Origin of the sequence: Ferrimicrobium sp., assembly GCA_022690815.1 — a bacterium.
Taxonomy (GTDB): Bacteria; Actinomycetota; Acidimicrobiia; order Acidimicrobiales; family Acidimicrobiaceae; genus Ferrimicrobium.
This window is the reverse complement of sequence record JALCZJ010000011.1, coordinates 28,717-49,397: the sequence shown is the minus strand read 5'-3', so window position 1 is coordinate 49,397 and position 20,681 is coordinate 28,717. Positions and strand designations below refer to the sequence as shown.

20 protein-coding genes and 2 tRNA genes are annotated in these 20,681 nt (G+C 57.9%); 16 read left to right on the top strand and 6 right to left on the bottom strand.

What is annotated here, in order from left to right:
• Positions 1-23: 23 nt before the first annotated feature.
• Both MP439_05065 and MP439_05060 read left to right on the top strand, forming a co-directional pair.
• On the top strand, positions 24-2,906 hold the full coding sequence (locus tag MP439_05065) for a glycosyltransferase family 2 protein (GenBank protein MCI2975430.1): 2,883 nt from the start codon (positions 24-26) through the stop codon (positions 2,904-2,906).
• A gap of 5 nt (positions 2,907-2,911) precedes the next feature.
• Entirely contained in the window at positions 2,912-4,279 is a 1,368-nt protein-coding gene (locus MP439_05060; GenBank protein MCI2975429.1) for a DUF5719 family protein, read from the top strand.
• A 92-nt stretch (positions 4,280-4,371) separates the two neighbouring features.
• Here MP439_05060 and MP439_05055 read toward each other — a convergent pair whose 3' ends face one another.
• Together MP439_05055 and MP439_05050 are read right to left on the bottom strand one after the other, a co-directional pair.
• Complete coding sequence (locus MP439_05055; GenBank protein ID MCI2975428.1) at positions 4,372-4,887, bottom strand: hypothetical protein; 516 nt, start codon at positions 4,885-4,887, stop codon at positions 4,372-4,374.
• 9 nt (positions 4,888-4,896) lie between these two features.
• Positions 4,897-5,619, bottom strand: coding sequence for a dihydrofolate reductase family protein (locus MP439_05050; protein ID MCI2975427.1), 723 nt, complete (start codon positions 5,617-5,619; stop codon positions 4,897-4,899).
• Between the two features lie 127 nt (positions 5,620-5,746).
• Here MP439_05050 and zapE point away from each other — a divergent pair, with 127 nt between their 5' ends.
• Positions 5,747-6,790 (top strand): cell division protein ZapE, encoded by a 1,044-nt coding sequence (gene zapE, locus MP439_05045; protein ID MCI2975426.1) that lies wholly within the window; start codon positions 5,747-5,749, stop codon positions 6,788-6,790.
• Here the strand turns inward: zapE and MP439_05040 are convergent.
• Positions 6,731-7,852: a GAF domain-containing protein gene (locus tag MP439_05040; GenBank protein ID MCI2975425.1), complete on the bottom strand. Its 1,122-nt coding sequence runs from the start codon at positions 7,850-7,852 to the stop codon at positions 6,731-6,733. The two genes, zapE and MP439_05040, sit on opposite strands and share 60 nt — an antisense overlap.
• A gap of 48 nt (positions 7,853-7,900) precedes the next feature.
• Here MP439_05040 and MP439_05035 point away from each other — a divergent pair, with 48 nt between their 5' ends.
• Entirely contained in the window at positions 7,901-8,938 is a 1,038-nt protein-coding gene (locus MP439_05035) for a hypothetical protein (protein ID MCI2975424.1), read from the top strand.
• Between the two features lie 216 nt (positions 8,939-9,154).
• On the opposite strand, the gene MP439_05030 is transcribed toward MP439_05035, so the two are convergent.
• The 3 genes from MP439_05030 to MP439_05020 all read right to left on the bottom strand — a co-directional run bounded on the left by MP439_05030 (position 9,155) and on the right by MP439_05020 (position 11,215).
• Positions 9,155-9,751, bottom strand: a complete 597-nt coding sequence (locus MP439_05030) for a DsbA family protein (protein MCI2975423.1) — start codon at positions 9,749-9,751, stop codon at positions 9,155-9,157.
• Between the two features lie 85 nt (positions 9,752-9,836).
• On the bottom strand, positions 9,837-10,370 hold the full coding sequence (locus MP439_05025) for a phosphatase PAP2 family protein (GenBank protein ID MCI2975422.1): 534 nt from the start codon (positions 10,368-10,370) through the stop codon (positions 9,837-9,839).
• Positions 10,367-11,215, bottom strand: a complete 849-nt coding sequence (locus MP439_05020; GenBank protein ID MCI2975421.1) for a PD-(D/E)XK nuclease family protein — start codon at positions 11,213-11,215, stop codon at positions 10,367-10,369. Before MP439_05020 ends, MP439_05025 begins: the two co-directional genes overlap by 4 nt.
• Before the next feature lie 170 nt (positions 11,216-11,385).
• Here MP439_05020 and MP439_05015 point away from each other — a divergent pair, with 170 nt between their 5' ends.
• The 12 genes from MP439_05015 to mreD all read left to right on the top strand — a co-directional run bounded on the left by MP439_05015 (position 11,386) and on the right by mreD (position 20,636).
• A complete protein-coding gene (locus MP439_05015; protein MCI2975420.1) occupies positions 11,386-11,997 on the top strand; it encodes a DedA family protein in 612 nt (203 codons plus the stop codon).
• Positions 11,998-12,017: 20 nt separating this feature from the next.
• Positions 12,018-12,091 (top strand) — tRNA-Pro (locus MP439_05010).
• A 20-nt stretch (positions 12,092-12,111) separates the two neighbouring features.
• Positions 12,112-12,182 (top strand) — tRNA-Gly (locus MP439_05005).
• Between the two features lie 296 nt (positions 12,183-12,478).
• Positions 12,479-12,934, top strand: a complete 456-nt coding sequence (locus MP439_05000; GenBank protein MCI2975419.1) for a metal-sensitive transcriptional regulator — start codon at positions 12,479-12,481, stop codon at positions 12,932-12,934.
• A gap of 44 nt (positions 12,935-12,978) precedes the next feature.
• A complete protein-coding gene (gene tig, locus MP439_04995; protein MCI2975418.1) occupies positions 12,979-14,448 on the top strand; it encodes a trigger factor in 1,470 nt (489 codons plus the stop codon).
• An 81-nt stretch (positions 14,449-14,529) separates the two neighbouring features.
• The gene (locus tag MP439_04990; GenBank protein MCI2975417.1) at positions 14,530-15,138 is read left to right on the top strand and encodes an ATP-dependent Clp protease proteolytic subunit; all 609 of its coding nucleotides are present in this window, start codon (positions 14,530-14,532) and stop codon (positions 15,136-15,138) included.
• A gap of 76 nt (positions 15,139-15,214) precedes the next feature.
• Positions 15,215-16,477 (top strand): ATP-dependent Clp protease ATP-binding subunit ClpX, encoded by a 1,263-nt coding sequence (clpX, locus tag MP439_04985; GenBank protein ID MCI2975416.1) that lies wholly within the window; start codon positions 15,215-15,217, stop codon positions 16,475-16,477.
• Positions 16,478-17,761 carry a Mur ligase family protein gene (locus MP439_04980; GenBank protein ID MCI2975415.1) on the top strand — a complete coding sequence of 428 codons (1,284 nt, stop codon included), beginning with the start codon at positions 16,478-16,480 and terminating at the stop codon, positions 17,759-17,761.
• Positions 17,762-17,783: 22 nt separating this feature from the next.
• Positions 17,784-18,200: a nucleoside-diphosphate kinase gene (gene ndk / locus MP439_04975; protein MCI2975414.1), complete on the top strand. Its 417-nt coding sequence runs from the start codon at positions 17,784-17,786 to the stop codon at positions 18,198-18,200.
• A 45-nt stretch (positions 18,201-18,245) separates the two neighbouring features.
• On the top strand, positions 18,246-19,277 hold the full coding sequence (locus MP439_04970; protein ID MCI2975413.1) for a rod shape-determining protein: 1,032 nt from the start codon (positions 18,246-18,248) through the stop codon (positions 19,275-19,277).
• Between the two features lie 13 nt (positions 19,278-19,290).
• Entirely contained in the window at positions 19,291-20,124 is an 834-nt protein-coding gene (mreC, locus tag MP439_04965) for a rod shape-determining protein MreC (protein MCI2975412.1), read from the top strand.
• Positions 20,121-20,636: a rod shape-determining protein MreD gene (mreD, locus tag MP439_04960; GenBank protein MCI2975411.1), complete on the top strand. Its 516-nt coding sequence runs from the start codon at positions 20,121-20,123 to the stop codon at positions 20,634-20,636. Before mreC ends, mreD begins: the two co-directional genes overlap by 4 nt.
• The last annotated feature ends 45 nt before the right edge of the window (positions 20,637-20,681 follow it).

Sequence of the window (20,681 nt, the reverse complement as noted above, 5' to 3'; positions counted from 1 at the left end):
CGGCGACTAGCGTGTAGCTTCTGATGCAAGCACCTCCTAACGTGGCAGTGGTTGTCGTCGCGCACGATCCTGGCGGCTACTTCGAGGATTGCCTAGCGAGTATCGCCTCGCTGAGCTATCCGGACCTCGATGTCGTCGTGGTCAATGTTGATCAGTCTGAACAGGTACGCCTGCTGACGAACCGACTGCTCCCTAGCGCCCGCGTCCTCGATTTGCCTGGCAATCCGGGTTACGCTGCGGCAGCGAACGCCGGTGTTGAGCAGGTCGCTGACGCTGCGTTTTTGCTCCTGTGTCACGACGATGTCGCGCTGGCGCCGAATGCACTAGCTGCGATGATGGAGGTGGCCTATGCCACCAATGCTGGCCTGGTCACCCCGAAAGTGGTCAGTTTTGATTCTCCTCGCCAGATTCTCGAGCTGGGGAGCGATTTGGATTTTCTGATGGGGACCACGCCACGGGTGGAGGTTGGCGATCTCGATCAGGGTCAATACGACGAGATCAACGACGTGGCGGTCGCCGCCAGCTGTGTCATGCTGATTCGAGCTGATCTTTTCGCCACGGTGGGGGGCTTTGACGCCGACTTTGGGGGTGTCTACCAAGAGGTCGACCTCTCGTGTCGCGTCCGTATGGCGGGTGCGCGGATCTCCACAGCGCCACATGCCAAGGTCCGACATCGGGCGGTTTCGACGTCGGGTAGGCGATCGCCAAGACTGCGTGCGCTCGAGCGTGGGGTCGTTGTCGACGAGCGTGTTGCACTCTCGCATGCCGAGCGAACCAGGCTCAAGCGCTACCATCAGGCTCGAAGCATCGCCAAGCTCGAACAAGGGCCAATTCGGGTCCTCGCGATGTCAGCCTTCTTGATCGAACGATTGCTTGAAGCGTTGTTCTTCCTGGTCACGGCTCGCCCGCGGGTGGCGTGGGGCTGCCTGAGTGCTTTTGGCGTGCTGGGTCAGCGCAATGAGCTACGTCACGCACGCGAAGCGATCACCGAGCAAGGGCTCGACCCCAGTCTGCTCGTCTTCTCTGGTTCGTGGCTGACGTTGCGTAGATTTGTCTCTCACGCAAGGACACACCCCGATGTGGTAACGCCTGGGGCTGGTGGTGATTCGGAACAACCCGTAAGTGATGATCGTCCTAGCTCTCTTGGGCGTTGGGCGCTGTGGGTGGCTATTGCGTTGAGCATTATTCTGGCGCGTTCCACGCTATTCGAGGCGACGCCATTGTTCGGTTCCTTTACGCTCTACTCGTCGCCACTGCGTCTCCTCGGAGACTACTTCTCGGGTCATGGGGCGAGCCATCTCCTCGGCGTTGCCGTTCTGCCGACGTCGGATCTTCTCTTTGGCCTGATTGGTTTTGTGTTTCTTGGGCACACGGCCTTTGGGGTCTGGCTGTTGCTCATTGGCGCGATGATTCTAGGGCCGAGGGGTGCCTATCGGGTGGCACGTCGCCGGTTACCTGATGGCTATGCACGGGCTGCGGGTGTACTCTATGCACTCTCACCGGTCATCGCTATTGCGTTGGTTCGAGGTTCGATTTATGTGATCTTTGCCTATGCCCTGGCCCCACTGCTGCTCGGCGCCTCCATGGATGCGATCGCCGCCCAACGAAGGTCGCGTCGTGTGATGCGAAGGTCGAACCTTCGGGTTGCGGCGGTGTTTGGGCTTACGATCGCCCTCGCTCCCCAGCTGGCGGTCGTCTGGCTGGTTGCGACGTTGGTGCAGATAATTGCCTATGCCGTGGCGTCTGGCTTCGATCGTGCACGGAGGCTGGTCGTCGTCCTTGGCTACTCTCTGGGTATCGGGTTCCTCGTCAACCTGCCATGGATCGTCGCACTCGTGTGGGTGCATCCGGGCACGGAATATCTCTTCACGGGGTTTGTGACCTCCGCAAGCTCTACTGTGGGCACGATTTTTGGTGCGTCTGTCGTTGCAGGGCTGTCGAGCTGGCTCCTCGGAGCCATGGTGCTCGCGCTGATGGTGGCTGTCTTCGGATTTGGTCAAGGACGAGACACTTCACTTCTTGTTGCGACCATCGGCGTGGTCGGATACCTGATCGTTGCCGTGTTTGCTGGAAGAGGCCTCTTTGGTGGCTCCCCGGTTGCACCGGCCTATCCGCTGATCATGGCGGCACTCGTCGCCTCCATTGCTACTCCTGGAGCGATCCATCGCATGCTCGGGCGGCTCCGATCCTCCGGACTTGGTTTCCGTCACGTGATGGCCGGGGTCGTAGCCCTCGCCCTTGTCGTCACCGTCCTTGGCTCGGCCTTGGGGGCCTTGCGTGGACAGCCGAGCTCGGGGCGCACCACGCGAAGCACGCTGCCCTTAGTGGAGGGACTGGTACGAAATCCTGGGTCGGTGCTTTGGGTCGAATTGGGTACTGGACCAAGGATCGTTACGGGCGAAAAACTTACCAATGGCGTCTACGTGGGATTGACGAAAGGGGTCGCGCCGACGATCGTCACGGCGGGTGCGCCCCCGGTCACCCACGGCCAAGCCGTACTCGATCACCTCGTGAGCTTGGCACTTGCCGGTAGGACGGTGCGTCTTGGTGATGATCTTGTCGCCGATGACGTCAGGGAGGTCGTTGTCGTGGGCGCACCCGGCACCGTAGCGGCGGACGCCTTCATGACCGCCTTTGGTCGCCAACTTGACATGTCGCAACTATTTTCCCAAGGCGGCATTTCTGTCTATCGACTGACTGCACGTCTTTCAGAGCCTACGGTGGCTCCTGTCTCCTCAAGTCCTTGGCTGACGCTGGGCCTCGTGATCCAGATGGGTGCGATCCTTGGGGTGTTGCTGGGTCTCTTTGGACGACGTTCGTGGCTTCGTGTGGGTTCTAAAGCACCAAAACGACGTCCTTCGCCTGCGCCGACTGGTGCACCGGTGGACGCGACGGTGGGAAGCTAGCGCCCATGAAGACGCCAAAAACTATCTTGGTCCTCATGTTGGTGATCCTGCTGGCGGCCGTCGGCTTGACCACCTCGTTTGCGAAGCGCCGGGCGAGTTTTGCCGTCGCAAATGTGCCCTTTGGAGTCGGAAGCCTGGCGGTTCCGACGGCAGTGCCAGAGGCGACGTCTGTGAGCTGGTACTGTACGATACCGCCATCGATCGGCGCCATCACGACGGACGGCGTAGTTCTCGAAAACCCGACACGCTTTGAACGACACATTCTCATCAGCTCCGAGGTCGGTAAACACCTCGAGCATGGCATCATGTTGGCACACTCTTCATTGCGACTGCTGCTCACGCCAGGCCATGGAAGGGTGATCGTCTCTTCCGGTGGGGTTGTGGCCTTTGTCGAGACGCGGACGACGCCGTCAGCCGTTCCCCAGATCCGTCCGTGCAGTTCGTCTCCTAGCACGAATTGGACTTTTGAGGGTCTGTCGACGCGTACCGGGACACAGTCGGCGATCTCGGTCTACAATCCATTTAAGGTTGAGGCGGTCGTTGATTTCAGCTACTACTCGTCTCAAGGCGTCATCGCGGTGCCCTCTGTCGAGGGACTGATCGTCAAACCGGGGAAGGTTATGACGCTCAACGTCGAGCGCTTCGCCCCGAACGCCGCCGACATCGCGGCGACGGTCACCGCTCGGTCTGGAAGCGTCGTTGCCGTGGCGAGTACCGCTGCGCCAAACACGCAGGAGGTGCTCGGGGATGCCGCACCGTCGACTCAACTCTATTTACCCTACATACCGGTTACTGGCTTAAAGGCACTCGCGCTCCATCTGGTGAATACCTCAGCGGTTGCTGACCCGGTGACGATCTCGTTAGCTGGCTTCGATGGAACGAGTGATGTCGCTGATATGGGAACCATGCATGTGGTGGAGCGGGTGACGATCCCCGCGAATTCGCCATTGACGATCGATCTCACCTCGATAGCGACCGCGACCAGCACCGGTGCGGTTGCAATCAAAGTCGCGGCGCGCATTGCGATCGACGGACTTGGTTCGATCCAGACGTCGAATCCAGCGACGCCATTCTATGAGATCACTCCCGTCTTCTTCCATGCTGCGCGTTGGTGGCTTAGCTGTATTGCGAATCCCCCAACAAATAATCCTGATGTGGTCTCGAGCCGGGCGAGTCTCCTCTCTGTCATCGGTGGTAGTTTGGCTGGCGGTCATCGACAGCGATCGACCTCGACCAATATCCTGAGGCCATCGGTTGGACCAATCGGGTTTACATCGACGACACCATCCCTCTATGAGCTGCACTTCTCACATGTCGTCACCGCAGGGGTGGTTCCGTTCATCGAGGGGTGTGCGACTCTCCCGGCGACATAGTTGCGAAACCGGATTGTCCTTGCCGGGGTTGTCTTCGAACACGTTCTCGTTGGTTTGGACCGCTCACGTGGACGATGCCAGATGTTTGCCAATCACTCGATGGCTGAGAACCCGATCGCCCACAGCTTTTCGTAGCCGATGCGCCCGATGGCCTCGATGATCGCAGGAGGCTCTATTACAAGGTTTGGCTCGGCCTCGAGGAGGGCAAGAGCCATGGCGTTCGGCATTGGATAGGTCCCGCCCTCCTCGGCGACACTGATGAACAGGTCGGTGAGATTGGGTGTCTCGTTGCTGAGTGGACCATGGGCACCCCAGCAGCGTAAAATCACAGTGATGATCGCGATGCGAGAGAGGCGGCGCTGTACGTTGAGGGTGGCGCTCCTGCGGTTCGGGTTGAGCGTAAAAGGCGCTCCGAAGTAGTCGGCTTGTTCGATGGTGACGAGCCCAACACTGTCAACGAGGTAGGCGTTAAGGGCCGCAAGCGTGGGCCCATCCTCCCAGGCGAGGACCGGTGATCCAGAATCGTCAAGCTGGGTTTGGGATTCGAGGAAGGCTTGTGCTTGCTGATAGACGCGGTCATGGTCTCTGGCGATGCGACCTAGTTGCATGTCTCTATGCTAGTTGGGTTTGGTGAGTCTTAAAAAAGTCGCTTGCTCGCTGGTGATATGGGCCACAAGGTTGAAATCTATTGGGGTGGTCAACTTCTGATCAACGAGGGGAGGAGAGCTGGCGCCGACAACGAGGTGGCGAAGCGTCATGCAGAACTCATCGACGAGCCCGCGGTCGAGTAAGTTGCCAAAGAGTGTCGGACCTCCTTCGCAGAGAATCCCTCCTGGATGATCAGGATCGACTCCGAGCAGGTTTGCAAGCCCTTCGCCGTCGATGGAGGGCGGGATTTGGCGATAGTCAAAAGCGGTTTGCTCGCGAGCTGCTTGCGCACTAGCTGGCGCTGCTCTTACCGTAGTCGCTGTGGCCTGGGTCGATGGCGTCGAACTTGGCGCTCGTTGGTTCGAGGCGATGACGATCCGCAAGGGTCTGACCATACCCAAGCGTTGTCTCAGCAGTTCGAGTTCACGGCTGAGTTGTGGTGCTCGATATTTTTCGGTTCTCGCGGTGCCGGCACCAACGAGAATGACCTGCGCGGTTGCGCGCAAGAAGTGAAAAATCTGTCGATCCAGCGGGGTCGAGAGGCCATGTGAGCGCCCTTCAACGGCGATCTTGCCATCAAGGGATACCACCATGTTGATGCGAAGCGCTTGAGGGCTGATGAGCGGATAGAGCTCAAGAAGCTGATCGTAGCTGAGAGGCTCGCGGCCGTCGGCGTGATGGGATATGGTCATCGGGGTTCGCACGATCCATGTTGTGTGGGAATCACTACTAGCGCACCCTAGCAGGTCGCCCTAGGTACAGCAGTCAGAGCAAGGGTCGGGTGCTTGGCTGGTCCACCGCGGCCATAGCATGGTTTACATGGAGAAACTTCTTGGTCACCCGGCAACGGCGCCGACGCAGGACGAGCTCGTCGCGTCGCTTGTTCCACCCAAGAACTTTGCTCATGCCAGCTTCGCCTCCTATCGACCGGATCCAAAGTTCCCGGCACAACAACATGCCAAAGACACCCTGATTGACTTCGTTGACCAGCGCTCGAGGCCAGCTCCGTCCAGGTGGCATCTCCGCCGGGAAGCCAGCACCGACGCACCGATTGGTTGGTATCTTGACGGAGGCTTCGGGGTTGGCAAGACGCATCTGTTGGCCGCCACCTTCCATGCCTGGGAGGGGGTGAAGTACTATGTCTCCTTTTCTGGGTTGACCAGCCTTGTTGGCGCCCTCACTTTTGGCGGCGCTCGCGAGCTGCTTGCGGAGGCGACGCTCGTCGCGATTGACGAGTTCGAACTCGATGATCCCGGTGACACGGTGTTGATTAGCCGCCTCTGCGAGGAGCTTATGGCAGCCGGCTCGAACTTGGTTGTCACCTCGAATACGTTGCCGACACGCCTCGGCGAGGGTCGCTTTGCCGCTCAGGATTTCTTGCGGGAGATTCAAGGGCTCGCCGCTTCGTTTCAGGTTCTCACGATTGAGGGCGGCGATTTTCGGCGACGTGCGTTTCGTTTTGACACGCCGGTTGACGATCCGAAGCCGCTTGGATCCGATGCCGTCACCGTTGCACTTTCGACGCTGTGCGACGAGCTGAGTCGCGTGCACTCAATCCGATACCGTGGCGTGGTTCGTGAACTTGGTGGTGTCGAGATCGTCGATGCCCAGCCAATCAAGAACCAGGTCGACGCGCTGCGACTGTGTAGCCTGGTGGACGTACTCTATGACTTCGGTGTGCCGGTGCGGATCCGGGGTATCAGCTTGGATGAACTTTTCCCGCCGAGCTTCTTGGCCGGTGGGTTCCGACAAAAGTACGGGCGGTGTCTGTCGCGACTCTTCGAACTCGCCACTGTCTCCGAGTTAGCCGAGGGGAATCCTGAAGGTAGCACGAGACCCACCGAGGGGACTCGCCACGATTGAGAAGGTCCCCCCGTGACTGGTGGCCTTGGTTGCGAGGTTTTTGAGTCCATGGCCTTCGTGCGGACCATTATGGATGCCGATACCGTCGTCAGTGGCGATAATGGTCAGGCTGTCTGACACGGTGATGTCGAGACGGACTTCGCTGGCTCGGGCATGTTTGATGATATTGGTCACTAGTTCGCGAATGACGTTGAGGGCGAGCGTCTTGGTCGTATCCGTCAAGATGGTGTCAACTGGTCCCGAGAAGATCACATGATGGGCGAGATTAGCGATGACGCAGAGTCGTGATACCAGGTCGAGGATGGTCGCACGTGGCGAGTCGCCTCGGGTCGCCTCGAGTTCGAAGATGGTGGTTCTGATCTCGGCGATCGCAGCGTCGAGATCGCTGATCGCCTGTTGAACGAAGGTCTGAGCGCGAGAATCTTCGAGGCTTGGAAGCGCTGCTTGGAGTTGGAGGCCCACCGCGAAGAGCCGCTGAACGATATCATCGTGGAGTTCTCGAGCGATACGGGCACGATCATCCTCAACCTGTGCGCGCGAGAGCGCCTGGCGCAGCAGGAGATTGTTGATAACTGCCGCCGCACCAGTCGCCAACGTCTCAAGGATTGCCAGATCGATCTCGTCATAGGATTTGCCATCGAGTCGGTCGGTAACATAGATGTTGCCAAAGACCTGTTCGTTGGTGATGATTGGCACGCCGAGGAACCGATGCATCGGAGGGTGATGGTCCGGGAAGCCGACAGACCTGGGGTCGTCGGCGATGGCGTCGGAGGAGATTGGTGACCTCGAGCTGATCACAGCCCCGAGAAGGCCATGTCCAGATGGGAGTGCACCGATACGATGGCGATCGGCGTCCTCGATGCCCGAGGTGACAAAGTCGAGGAGCCTCTCACGATCTTCGGGATCTAAGACGCCAATTGCTGCGTAGCGAGATCGTGTGAGGTTTCGAGCGTGATCGGCGAGCAGCGACAAGGTCTCGTCCATGTCGAGCTTGCTGACTACGTCAATCAGCGCGGCAAAGATGTCCTTGAGGCGGGGTTCGTTGAGGAGTCGGTCCACCACGACTAGGTTAGTCTCCAAGTATGGGTCTGGCGCGGAGGAGAAAACTGGATGATTTTATTTCAGGAGCACGAACTGCAAGCAGAGGTACCCGACTTCGAACACGGTGGTTTCCGTCCGGCGCGGTTGGTCCATCGGGTCGATCCACTCTTTGGACATGGGACGAGGTTAATTGAGGGCGCCAAGTTGACACCTGGTCCGGTTGAGCTCGGTTCGGTGGTGGAGCGCAGCGGCTTTTGTCCATTCTGTGCCGATACGATCACAGAGGCGACCGCCCCATTTTCGCCAGAAATCGCAAGGAATGGAAGAATCATCGTAGGCAATGCTTGGGTCGTCCCGAACGTGATCGCCTACTCTAGCGTGTCTGCGGTAGGGGTCTACGACGTCAGCCGGCATTTTCTCCCACTCACAGCCATGACGTCAGCGATCGTCTACGACGTCTTGCTCGCGATCGCCCAACACGGCAAGGCGGTTCGCCAACAGAGGCCCGAGTTGATCTACTCGTCGATCAATGCGAATTATCTTCCACCCGCGGGTAGCTCGTTGATCCACCCTCACATCCAATCGTCTCACGATAGCGTACCCCTAGGCGCACAGGCGAAGCTGCTTGCGGCCTCGAAGGAGCATCTATCGACGTATGGGACGCCGTATTTCGAGGAGCTGATCGCGCTTGAAGATGCGCAGAGTCAGCGGATCGTTGCCCATATGGATCCGTTTGCCTGGTTGGTTCCCTTTGCTCCATCCGGATTTTACGAGGCTTGGGCGATTGCGCCATCCATCGGCGATATTGTAGAGTTGAGCGATCCAGATATCTACCAGCTCGCCACCGGCTTGGCCCTGGTGCTTTCGACGTATGAACAGATCGGCGTGCAGTCGTTCAATTTTTCCTTGATCGGGGCAACACCCGAAAGCAAGGAGTTTGGCGCAGGGCTCCTGTTGCGGATCGTCGCGCGTGCCCCAATGGATTCCTATTACCGAAGCGATGTGACCTACTTTGAGCGTCTGTGCCTCGAGTCGATGATCGACTACTCGCCAGAGGAGTGGGCACAGACGCTACGTAGTAACTTCGGAACTACGATGACGGGCTGAGTGTCCACGCTTGATCCACCAGTGCTGGCGCAGTGCTCAATAGAGCATGCAGGGCGTTGATGAGACCAAGCACGCGCTCTGATCGAGCGAGACGGTGGATCGAGAGCAACAATGCAGGTTTCGGTGCGCACTCATGGGCGACTCAGGTGCGAGGCTCCGCATACGGGTCGCCGTTGGGTAGCTTGAGGCCGTAGGCTCAAGGTGGCCGTTGTGTGACTACCGCGGGATCGACGTGTACTTAAATTCGTTGAACTCCGGGTAGTTCGTCATGGTGTCGAGCACGCGGTCGATCGTTGCTCGAGCTACTTTGGCGTCGCCGTTGGGTCGATGCATGACGCGAACGAAAGCCGCCTGGTCATTGACGAAGAAGGTTGGTACGCCAAAGACGTGGTGCTCCTCGACTGAGCCGAGATGAAGGCGCTTGAAGTCGGCCAGAATCCCTTCGGATTCGATCAGATCGCGAACTTTTTCTGGTTCGACGCCGTGGCTCTCGAGAATCGACGCCAGAACCGTCCAATCGGTAATGTCGAGAGCGCGATCATGGCGTGCGGCGAATAACGCTAGGTGAGTGGCTCCGAACCGCTCCGGAAAGAAGCGCTGAACCGTCATCCCCGTCATGACGGCGAGCAGCTCGTTATAGCGGGCAGGGTTTGACCAAACATCGGGCTCGCCCTCCTCGATATGCACCTGGTTGAGCGAGAAGGGGATGAAGTCGACCTGGTAGTCAGCGCCATCCGCCAGGGCCGTAATGAGGTGCTCGTGCATATTACGGGCGAAGGGGCAGCGGTAATCCCAGTTGATTGCGAATTGCATGGTCGTCTCTCCTTATGGTTGCTTTTACAACCAGTCTATGGGCTTCTCGCGAACTCTTGTTCTTTGGCCAAATCCGGCCCTTGCGTCATTGGTTGCGATCGGCCGATAGCGGCCATAGATGTCGGACGAGCTGAGCAAAGGCCAATCCGATGATTGCACCGCCGATGACGTCGGAGGCATGATGGATGCGCACGTGGATCCTTGAGAGTGCGACCAGCGTCGCGAGTGGGTAGAGCGCAAAGCGTTCCCAGGTGCGTCCTGAGAGCAACGATGCCGCTGCGAAGGCTGCGGTGGCGTGGCCGCTTGGAAAGCTTGACGTGCGCGGATATCGGAGATGGTGAGGGTGTTCAAAGGAGGCATCGATCGGACGCCGCCGCGAAAAGAGCGACTTGATACCGATGTTGATGAGAACAGACTCTACCCCAAGGGCGATCCCGGCACGTAACGCGCGTGGGCGTCGGCGTGACGTGATGGCCAGTGCCGACGCGATGAGCTCCCAGATGAGCGAGTGGTCGGCGAGTGTGGAAAGTGAGTAAAAAAGTCGGTTCAGCTGTCGACGTTGCCTGAGAGGCTCGAAGGCGTTATCGATGGCCGTGTCAAAGCGATCGAGTCCGGTCAATCTCGGAGCGTCCTCTCATGTGGAGATGGTCGAAGGTTTGCGTCCTTCGCGCCATCGACCTCGTTGGCTGTGTTGAGAAAGCATGGGCATTGGCACCGATAGGCGCACAAGTTGCAAAGCCTCGATGGTCGAGGACGAAAGTTCCCGGTCTCACACGCCATGCGAACCGCTGACCAGATCGCCGTGGTCTTCCCCTCGACGGCATGAAGTCGGTGTGGCGTCGCATCCGACTCAATTACCATGCGGTCACGCAAATACATGAGCTTCACCCGTTTGGGCATCACGCCGAGCACGCGTTCGACTAAGAGGGCGTAAAATAGCACTCCAGCCAGCTTGTCCTGCTCGTGGGTGTGGTTTGGGGGACGGCCTGTCTTGTAATCTACCACGACAAGATCACCGTTCTCGTCTCGATCCAGGCGGTCGATGACGCCACGGCCTAAGACGTCGCCAATTGGAGCCTCCAACATTAGCTCAGCCCCGAGCACGGTTGTTCTCGTCGGGTCTTCAAGCGTGAAGACGTTGAGCACAAGCTGCTCAACCTCTCGACCGAGGCGGGCTAATGCTGACTCTGGAAGCTCTGCCAAGAATGTTGCGGCATATCCGCTTTGGATGTTTCGGACAAACTCATCATGGACAATGCTTCGAGCTCGAGCAGGCGTTCGGGCTACGGCGGGAACGTCGAAATAGAAGCGCTCCAACGCTCGGTGCGTGAGCACGCCTTTGACGGTCCAGATCGACAGCGGTTGGGGTACCTTGTCGATCACGGAAAGACGGAACGCGTAGGCACAATCCTTGAAGGCAGTGACTTTCGTCGGCGTTAGCGAGCAAGGTAGGGGCAGCTCCATCCTTTCAGGCTAGCACTCCCGCTGGTGGGCTGGCCGGGGTGTTAAGTCCTTCTCAATCGATGTTTGGCCCCAAACCACCAGGTCAATTTGCCTTGGAGGGTGCATAGGAACACGGTAAGAATTTCTGAATTCGCATGTGAGAGGGGATTGCGGAAGCTACGCTAGGGCCCATGAATTCCTTTGTAGACACGTACGTCGTGAGTTATGGATTACTCGCGATCCTCGTGCTGATGACGCTTGAGTCGGCCCTGATACCTATCCCTTCCGAGCTAGTAATGACGCTTGCAGGCGTGCTTGCGGCTTCGGGAAAACTCAGCCTTATCGGCGCCATGGTTGTCGGCATTGTCGGCAACCTCATCGGAAGCGTGGTGCTGTGGGCAATCGGAAGAACCGGTGGGAGAGCGCTGGTTGAGCGCTTCGGTCGATTTGTCTTCGTCAAACCAAAGGATCTTGATCGAGCGGAGCGTTGGTTCCAGCGCCATGGTGAGGCGGCGGTGATCATCTCCCGGCTCCTGCCGGTAGTGCGTTCGGTGATCAGCCTGCCCGCCGGAGTGGCCGAGATGCCGGTTGGTCGCTTCTCGCTTTACACCTTGATCGGTACCGTTCCGTTTGTTGGGCTTTTGACGCTAGCTGGATATTGGCTAGGCGCAAATTACACCGTGCTCGTCAAGATCGTATCGGACCTCGGATATGTTCTGGGCGCGGTCTTAGTGGTGGCCATTGTCGGGTTTATCTGGCTGCGGTACCGTCATCGCACAAATTTAGAGGCAATTGGCGAATGAACAGCTAAACTCAGCGGTTGCGGGAAGTGGCGCAGTTTGGTAGCGCACCTGCTTTGGGAGCAGGGGGTCGCGGGTTCAAATCCCGCCTTCCCGACGGGACTTTGCGTTCCTTTTGCGGGTGTAGCTCAATGGTAGAGCTCCAGCCTTCCAAGCTGGCCATGCGGGTTCGATTCCCGTCACCCGCTCTGTATTCTCCCCTGATGTGGACGATCGGCATGCGCCATCATGGTTGGGACGATAACCCCCTACGGTATCGGTGGGGCTAGGTCGCTAGACTGCTTTTTGATCAACGGTGGTGACAAGCCGATGGCTGCACGCTTCTCTGCGATCGAAACCATGGTGATGGCCGATGCCTTGGTGATTGTCGGTACTTCAGTGGCAGACATAGCAACCAGCAAGAGGGCAATCCTCAACACAGGGCGCTCATGGTTGGGGTACAAAGAAGCACTGGTGTTTCGCGTCGAGGATGAGTGAGGGTTGCATGGAGATTGAATCGATGTCGGAGCTACTCGGAGAGGTAGCGATGGCCCAGGTCGGTGAGGCGAAGGCCACTGCGATAGATAATCATTGGGCTATCGATTCTCAAACCATAGCCACCAGTGATTCGGATGCGGATGCTGGAACAGCAAAAGTCGGTGCAACAACATCCGAGAAGCCTGTCGTTAGCTTCACTGATCTCGAGCAGGAAGAGGCGGACCTCGATCGGCGGTTATCCCGGATCGAGGGCCAGGTGCGTGGTATTCGGCGTATGGTGGCCGAAGGCCGTGACTGCAAGGAACTCTCCATGCAGTTTGCCGCGGTTGCGAAGGCACTTGACCGGGCCGCGATCAATTACTTAACGGCACATCTTGTCTATTGCATTGAGAACCCTGAACAAGCGTTGCAAGATGGGACTTCACTGGAGGAGTTGCGCAGGTTGTTAGGACGACTTCGTTAACACCTTCATGACCTTGAGCCAAGACCTTGTATGCTTTGGTTGCTATGCGCTCATCTGCTGAATTTCATCAAGAGTCCAATTCTGCCATCGTAACGATCGAACTCCGTGACGAGGAGCTTCGCCCGTATCTTGACCAAGCGGTGCGCAGGTTGCGCTCCGAGGTCCGTATTCCGGGATTTCGCAAAGGTCACGTTCCGAACTCAGTGCTTGTAGCCCGACTCGGTCAGGAGACGGTGCGACGTGAGGCCGTTGAAGAGGCGGTTCAAGAACACTACGAGGAAGTCGTTGTCGAAAATGGCCTTGACGTCATTGAGTCTCCGAGTCTTCGCATCGTTGCTGGTGCCGACGAGGGTGACGTGAAGGTTGAACTCGATGTTGCGTTACGCCCGGTCGTCAAGGTCGAAGGTATCGGTGGAATCGAAATCGAATTACCACGCGTCGAGCTGAACGAAGACGATGTTGACGGAGTCATCGACAATCTTCGAGAGCAGATGGCGACGGTCAACGAAGCCGATCGCCCAGCTCGGGATGGTGATCAGGTTACCTTCAACGTCATCACTGTCGATGGCGACGCTGAGGAGGTGGTGACACCCTACCTCACCGCTCGTCTTGGCAAGGGCGAGGTTGCGCCAGAGTTCGAGGCCGCTTTACTTGGTGCCACCGTTGGCCAGAAGGTATCGGTTGCTTCGACCTCGGGTCCGGCGACACCAGTGGTTGCGGATGATGTCGACACAGATGACACCGACTCAGGCAACCAAGAAGATGCACGAGGCGAAGACATAGAGGATGCGAAGGAGGCCGCCTCGACGGTTCTTGAAGTACTTGCCGTTCGAGAGTTGGTGTTGCCCCAACTCGATGAGGAGTTTGTCCGTCAGGTCTCGGAGTTCGCCACCGTCGAGGAGCTACGTTCCGATTTGCGCACGAGCATGACGGCGCGCCGGGTCGCCGAGGCCCGATCGATTTTTGAGAACCAGCTGTACCGGAAGGTTCTGGACCTTGTGCAGCCGAAGACGGTCCCGGAGTCGTTGTTGAACTCAGCGTATCAACAAGAGCTCCACGAGTTTGGTCATGCATTGGATGGGTCGGGGATCTCGCTTCGTCGGTATCTTGACATGAGTCAGATCGATGAGAACATGCTTGCCGGACAGTTGAGCTCTAAGGCTGCCCAGTCGGTCTTATGGGATCTTGCACTGCGAGCGATCGCGATCGACGAAGCGGTCAGTGTCGATCCCGCAGAGGTACAGGCGGAGATTGCGAGGCTCGCGGCCGCTGGGGCACTCGAGCAGCGATCTGGGGGAGTATCGCCCCTCCAGGAGCTGTCGGTGCGCGCGTCGCTCATCAAGCAAAGGGCCTATCGGCGGCTCGCCAATCTCGTCGCGATAAAAGATGTCGATGGCAACGAGGTCACGCTCTCACAGCTCGGGCTTGACCAGCTGATTGAGCAGACGGAAGATGCAGTATCGGCTCATGTCGGCGATGAAGCCGCAGAGCCCGTCGGCGCTCCCGAGGAATAACCGTCGCCGCGCCGCTAGAATGGATGCATTGCTCGCTATCGCGCTTACGTGATACGCAGAGATTGGAGATCGAGAGGTTGCATGCAAGCGTATAATTATTTGGTTCCTACCGTCATTGAGACGTCCTCTCGGGGCGAGCGAGCGTATGACCTTTATTCGCGGCTTTTACGTGAGCGGATTATCGTTCTTGGAACGCCGATCGATGATGCAGTCGCTAACCTTGTCTGTTCACAGATGCTCTATCTTGAGTATGAGGACCCTGATCGGGATATCAACCTCTACATCAACTCGCCAGGCGGCGAGATCACGGGGTTGTTCGCTATTTACGACACGATGCGTTACATTCGCCCTGATGTCTCCACGCTGTGCTTTGGCCAGGCAGCCTCTGCTGCCGCCGTTGTTTTGGCGGCTGGGGCCAAAGGCAAGCGTTACGCTTTGCCACACGCACGGATCCTTTTGCATCAGCCCTACGGTGGCGTTGGTGGGCAGGCGACCGATATCGAACTTCAAGCAAAGGAGATCCTTCGCATGCGTGACCTCTTGAATCAGATGCTGTCGGACGCGACCGGTCAGACGGTTGAGAAGATCGCGCACGACACCGATAGGGATTTTATCCTCGAGGCAGATCAGGCGCTTGAGTATGGAGTCATCGACGAGGTATTTTCCAGTCGAGATGTGGCAGGAGCATAAGAACTCTCTGCGAACTACGTCAATCGTTGCTGCGATTGCGATATGGTAGCGGTAGAGGGCAAGGAGAGGGTTGGCCATGGCGAAAATTGGTGAAGGCCAAGAGATGGTGAAGTGCAGCTTTTGCGGGATGTCCCAAAAGCAGGTGCGCAAGCTGATTGCTGGACCTGGCGTCTATATCTGTGACAAGTGCATCGAGTTGTGCAACGACATCATCTCTGAGGAGCTTGGGGCCAAACCCGAGCCTCAGACGGACGATAAGCTGCCAAAGCCCAAAGAGATCATGGAGTTCTTGAATAACTACGTGATTGGGCAAGAGTCGGCGAAGAAGATACTTTCGGTAGCTGTCTATAACCATTACAAGCGTATCCGCAGTGGCGTCAAGGACGATGTTGAGCTCGCCAAGTCCAACGTGTTGTTGCTAGGGCCGACGGGTTGTGGCAAGACGTTGCTCGCCCAAACCTTGGCCAGGATGCTCAATGTACCGTTTGCCATCGCCGACGCCACGGCGCTGACCGAGGCGGGATACGTCGGTGAAGACGTTGAGAATATCCTTCTCAAGCTCATCCAAGCAGCGGACTTCGACGTCAAGCGTGCGGAGATGGGCATCATCTACATCGATGAGATCGACAAGATCGCTCGCAAGAGTGAAAACCCCTCCATCACGCGCGATGTTTCGGGAGAGGGTGTACAGCAGGCGCTGCTGAAGATTCTCGAAGGAACGGTTGCGTCGGTTCCGCCGCAGGGGGGCCGCAAGCATCCGCATCAAGAGTTCATTCAGATCGATACGACGAACGTCCTCTTTATTTGCGGTGGTGCGTTCGTCGGCCTCGAGGAGATCGTGGCGAGTCGGCTTGGGCGACGTGGCATCGGCTTTGCCGGCGCGATGACGCAGTCTCGGCGTGAGACCGAGGTATTGCGTGAAGTGCAACCTGAGGACTTGCTGAAATTCGGACTTCTGCCCGAATTTATTGGTCGACTGCCGATCATCGGCACCATCGATAACCTCGATCGCCCTGCGTTGATTGAGATTTTGACCGAACCCAAGAATGCCCTTGTCAAGCAGTACAAGAAGGTCCTCGATCTCGACGGTGTGGAGCTTGAGATCACCGATCAAGCCCTGGATGCGATCGCGGACCAAGCGATGCTCCGAGGGACCGGAGCTCGTGGACTCAAGGCCATTCTCGAAGAGGTGCTTCTCGATGTCATGTACGAGGTTCCATCGCGCGACGATGTCACCAAATGTGTGATAGACGAGCAGGTGGTGCTCGAACACGTTGCCCCAACACTGATCCCCTCGGCTCCCGATCAGGATGGGTCAACCACGAGGCAAGCTTCGTAGTTGCGCGGAATCGAGTGGCTCCAGGGCCTGGAGAATTTTGAGCATGACCGTTCGGTAGCCGTCTCGTCGGTCGATGTGGTGCGTCAGGCGTCAGCGGTTGTCGGCGGGACGCTGTCGGGGTTGCGCTTTATTCACGTCGCTGGGACCAACGGCAAGGGTAGCGTCGCTGCCACGGCAGCCGTCTTACTCGGGGATATGGGATTTCGAGTGGGGCTTTTCCGGTCTCCCCACCTATGCCGACTTGAGGAACGGGTCATGATTGACGCGGTCCCCGTCACGCCTGAACGACTCGATGAAGAGCTTTCACAACTCGCCACTTTAACTAACGAGGGGCTCGTAGGGCGTCTGACCCATTTCGAAGCGCTCTTCGTGTCTGCGCTCTCGGTATTTGCGCTCGAAGGCTGTGAGTTTGCCGTCATAGAGACCGGCATGGGGGGTCGAGATGACGCCACCAACATTATCGATGCCGAGGTGGCGGTTATTACCTCGATTGGACACGATCATCTCACAGAGCTTGGTCCGACCCTGTCCGATGTCCTCGAGCACAAGCTCGGAATCGTTCATGGTGGCGCGACGGTATGTCTGGGACCCCTTGAGGCAGCGTTGCGGGCGCAAGCCGCCCAACGGTTAGCGCTGAATCCGACGATCTGGATTGATGACCTAGCCTTCGATCGCTTCCCCGGTGTAGGGGGCCAGGAGATTGTCGAGCATGCGCCCCTTGGGGAGCGTTCGTTTTTTGTGCCCCTCTTTGGCGAGGCAAGTGCATGGAATGTGTTGTTGGCCATCTACGCGGTGGAGGCTCTCCTTGGTCGACACCTCGACAGTGAACGTATCGAGGCTGGGCTGGCACGGCTGCATCTGCCTGGCTGCTTCGAGGTACTCCGGGGTGAGCCGATTGTGGTTGTCGACACTGCTCACAATGTGGAGGCGGCACAAGCGTTTGGGTCCGCGTTGCGAGAGGTCTTTGGCATTGAGCATTCGATCGGTGTGGTCTTTGGAATGAGTCATGGACGCGACCCGGAGGCGTTTCTTCGCGGACTTGGCATCGACAAAGTCGATGCGGTGGGTCTCCTGGACTGTGGTGTCGCGACCTCGCTGCTTCGGGATGCCGTCGGGTCGCTGTACCCACGTGCAGTCATTTACGACTTCTCTTCTGAGCTGCGCCCGGTGGGCGAGCTTCTTGGGTTGCTTGGGACTGAGATCGTTCTCGTTACAGGATCGCACCGCGCCTGCGGGACGATTCTTTGTAAAGATCGGCCAACGCTGCTGCTCCAAGCGCCGTGAACGAATAGCCTATACCCCTTGTATGGCTACTACCTTTATCATCTTAAAGCCCGATGCCCTTGAGCGTGGGTTGGTCGGCGAAATCCTTGGTCGTTTTGAGCGACGTGGGCTGCGGTTCCAGTCGTTGGAGCTTCGGCAACTGGAGACCTCACTCGTCGAGCGCCACTATCTCGAGCACAAGGATCGGCCGTTTTACCGTGATCTCGTAACATTCTTGACTCGTGGACCGGTTGTCGTTGGTGTGATTGAGGGCCCGCCCCAAGTTGTGGAGATCGTGAGAGCGATGATGGGTACCACGGACTCTGGTAAAGCTGCACCGGGCACCATCCGTGGAGACCTTGCTATGCTCGTTGATGAGAACTTGATCCATGGCTCTGATTCTTTGGAAGCGGCGGAGCGTGAGATCGGGTTGTTTTTCCCAGAGTTTCGTCAGACGTAAGCGATCTTGCGGTAGTGTGACGATTTTACGGCAATAGGAGGTCCAGTGGCAAAAGGTAGCAGCGGTCTGTTTGGCAGAGATATCGCCGTGGACCTTGGAACGGCAAATACTCTGGTGTACGTCCGTGGTAAGGGTATCGTGTTGAACGAGCCTTCGGTTGTCGCTATCAACATCAAGGATGGGCGCCCGCTCGCGGTCGGAGCAGAGGCGAAGCGGATGATTGGTCGTACGCCGTCCAACATCCAAGCCATTCGTCCGCTCAAGGACGGAGTCATTGCTGACTTCGAGATCTGCGAGAAGATGCTGCGCTATTTCATTCACAAGGTCAGTCAATCCAAGATGGGCAAGCCTCGCATGGTAATCTGCGTGCCAAGCGGTATCACCGGGGTCGAACGACGTGCCGTCCAAGAGGCGGCCGAATACGCGGGCGCCCGCAAGCCGGCCTATATCATCGAGGAACCCATGGCGGCGGCGATTGGAGCTGGTCTTCCGGTCCATGAGCCGGCCGGCAATATGGTGGTCGATATCGGCGGTGGCACCACTGAGGTCGCGGTGATCTCTTTGGGAGGCATCGTCACGTCACGTTCGATTCGCGTCGGTGGCGACGAGATGGATGAAGCAATCATTGCCTACATCAAGAAGCAATATTCGGTTGCCCTCGGCGAGCGCACCTCTGAGTCGATCAAGATGACGCTAGCGTCGGCGTATCCGCTCGAGGAGGAGCTGCGCGCGGAAATCAAGGGCCGCGATCTTGTCACCGGGTTGCCAAAGACCATTTCGGTGACCACCGAGGAGATTCGTGCCGCGATCTCTGAGCCGATCAATGCGATTGTCGATGCCGTCAAGGTCACGCTGGACAACACCCCACCCGAGCTGGCTGCAGACATCATGGACCAGGGCATTGTCTTGACCGGTGGCGGTGCGTTGCTTGCCGGCCTCGACCATCGTTTGCATGACGAGACGGGCATGCCGATTGTGGTTGCGAAGAACCCGCTGCAGTGTGTCGCCCTTGGCTCTGGGCAGTGCCTTGAGGAGTTCGAGGCGCTCAAGCAGGTCCTGATCACCTCCTCACGTTAGGTCGTCCAACGACTTGTCACGGCTACTCGAGCGTCCAAGGGTAACCCTTGTTGTCCTCATTCTGCTGTCAGTATCACTGATCACCATCAACTTCAACGCGACGCGGTTTCACATCGGGTCCTTAAAGGGGGTGGTAGCCGATGTTGTGAATCCAACCCGCTCGGCGCTGGATGATGCTTTCCGTCCGTTGGCAAATAGCTACCACGGGATCGTCAGCTTCCCATCGGATCAGCGCGAGATTGCCAGGCTACGGTCGAAGATTGGAGCTCTTGAGCGTTCTCATTATGAGGACATCGGTGCCGTGAATGCGTTGAACCAACTCTCGAGGTTGACGAATCTGCCGTTTGCAACCACCTTGGGCTCCATCCCTGCCGAGGTAGTGCAGATGACGCCGAGTAACTTACAGCTCACGTTCGTCATCGACCGAGGGTCGGCGCAAGGAGTCAAGGTGGGTAATCCCGTGGTTGGGGATGCTGGATTGGTCGGTCGCGTGGTGCAGGTGACCTCCAGTACTGCCACCGTGCTGATGCTTACCGATCCCTCATCGACGGTGGGTGTCCGTATTCCCAAGTCTGGTCAGGTCGGTGCCGCGGTCGGACAGGGCACTGGCGCTCCACTCTTGATCAATCTGGTCGTTCCGGGAACCCCGGTTCGAAAGGGTGCGGTGCTGGTGACCTCGGGACTCCAAGGTGAACTGTTCCCTCCTGGCCTACCCGCAGTTCGGGTGACCCAGGTGTCGAATCCGTCGGGTGATCTCCAGGAGAGCATTCGGGCGGTTCCGTTGGTCAACTATGGCGAATTGCAGTACGTTGCGGTTCTCAAATGGGTACCGGGTGGTGGCGCATGAGATGGATACGGGCGCTCGGACTCCCGCTTCTCGTCTTTACTGCAGTGGTGGTGCAGCGCTCTGGGGCTGGGGATTTGACCCTGTTAGGGGTACATCCTGACTTTGTTATGTTGATGGTGGCGGCAGTCGGGGTTTACCGTGGCCGCGAAGTTGGTGCCTTAACGGGGTTTTTTGCCGGTCTTGTGGTGGATTCGTTTTTAACTACCCCATTTGGTATCTCGGCGCTAGTGTTGTGTGTCGTGGGTTACCTGGCCGGTGAGATCGAGCGGGTGGGCCCCACCGCTCCGTTGGCTCTCAAGATTCTTATTGTTGGAGCCATTAGTGTCGTTGGAGAGGTGTTGAGTTCGCTCGTATTGTTTCTTCTCGGCATCGGCAACCCCCTTCATGCACGGATGGTCGATGAGGTGATTATCGTTGGCGGTATCAACCTGGTGCTGGCAGTGATCGGCCTTGGGCTGTGCCGGTTGGTCTTTGGACCTCAAGAGCGAACCCCGATGCTCGAACGGAGGTAAGGGTGCCAGAACGGTCAAATAAAGTTTCACTGAGCTTTAGGGCTC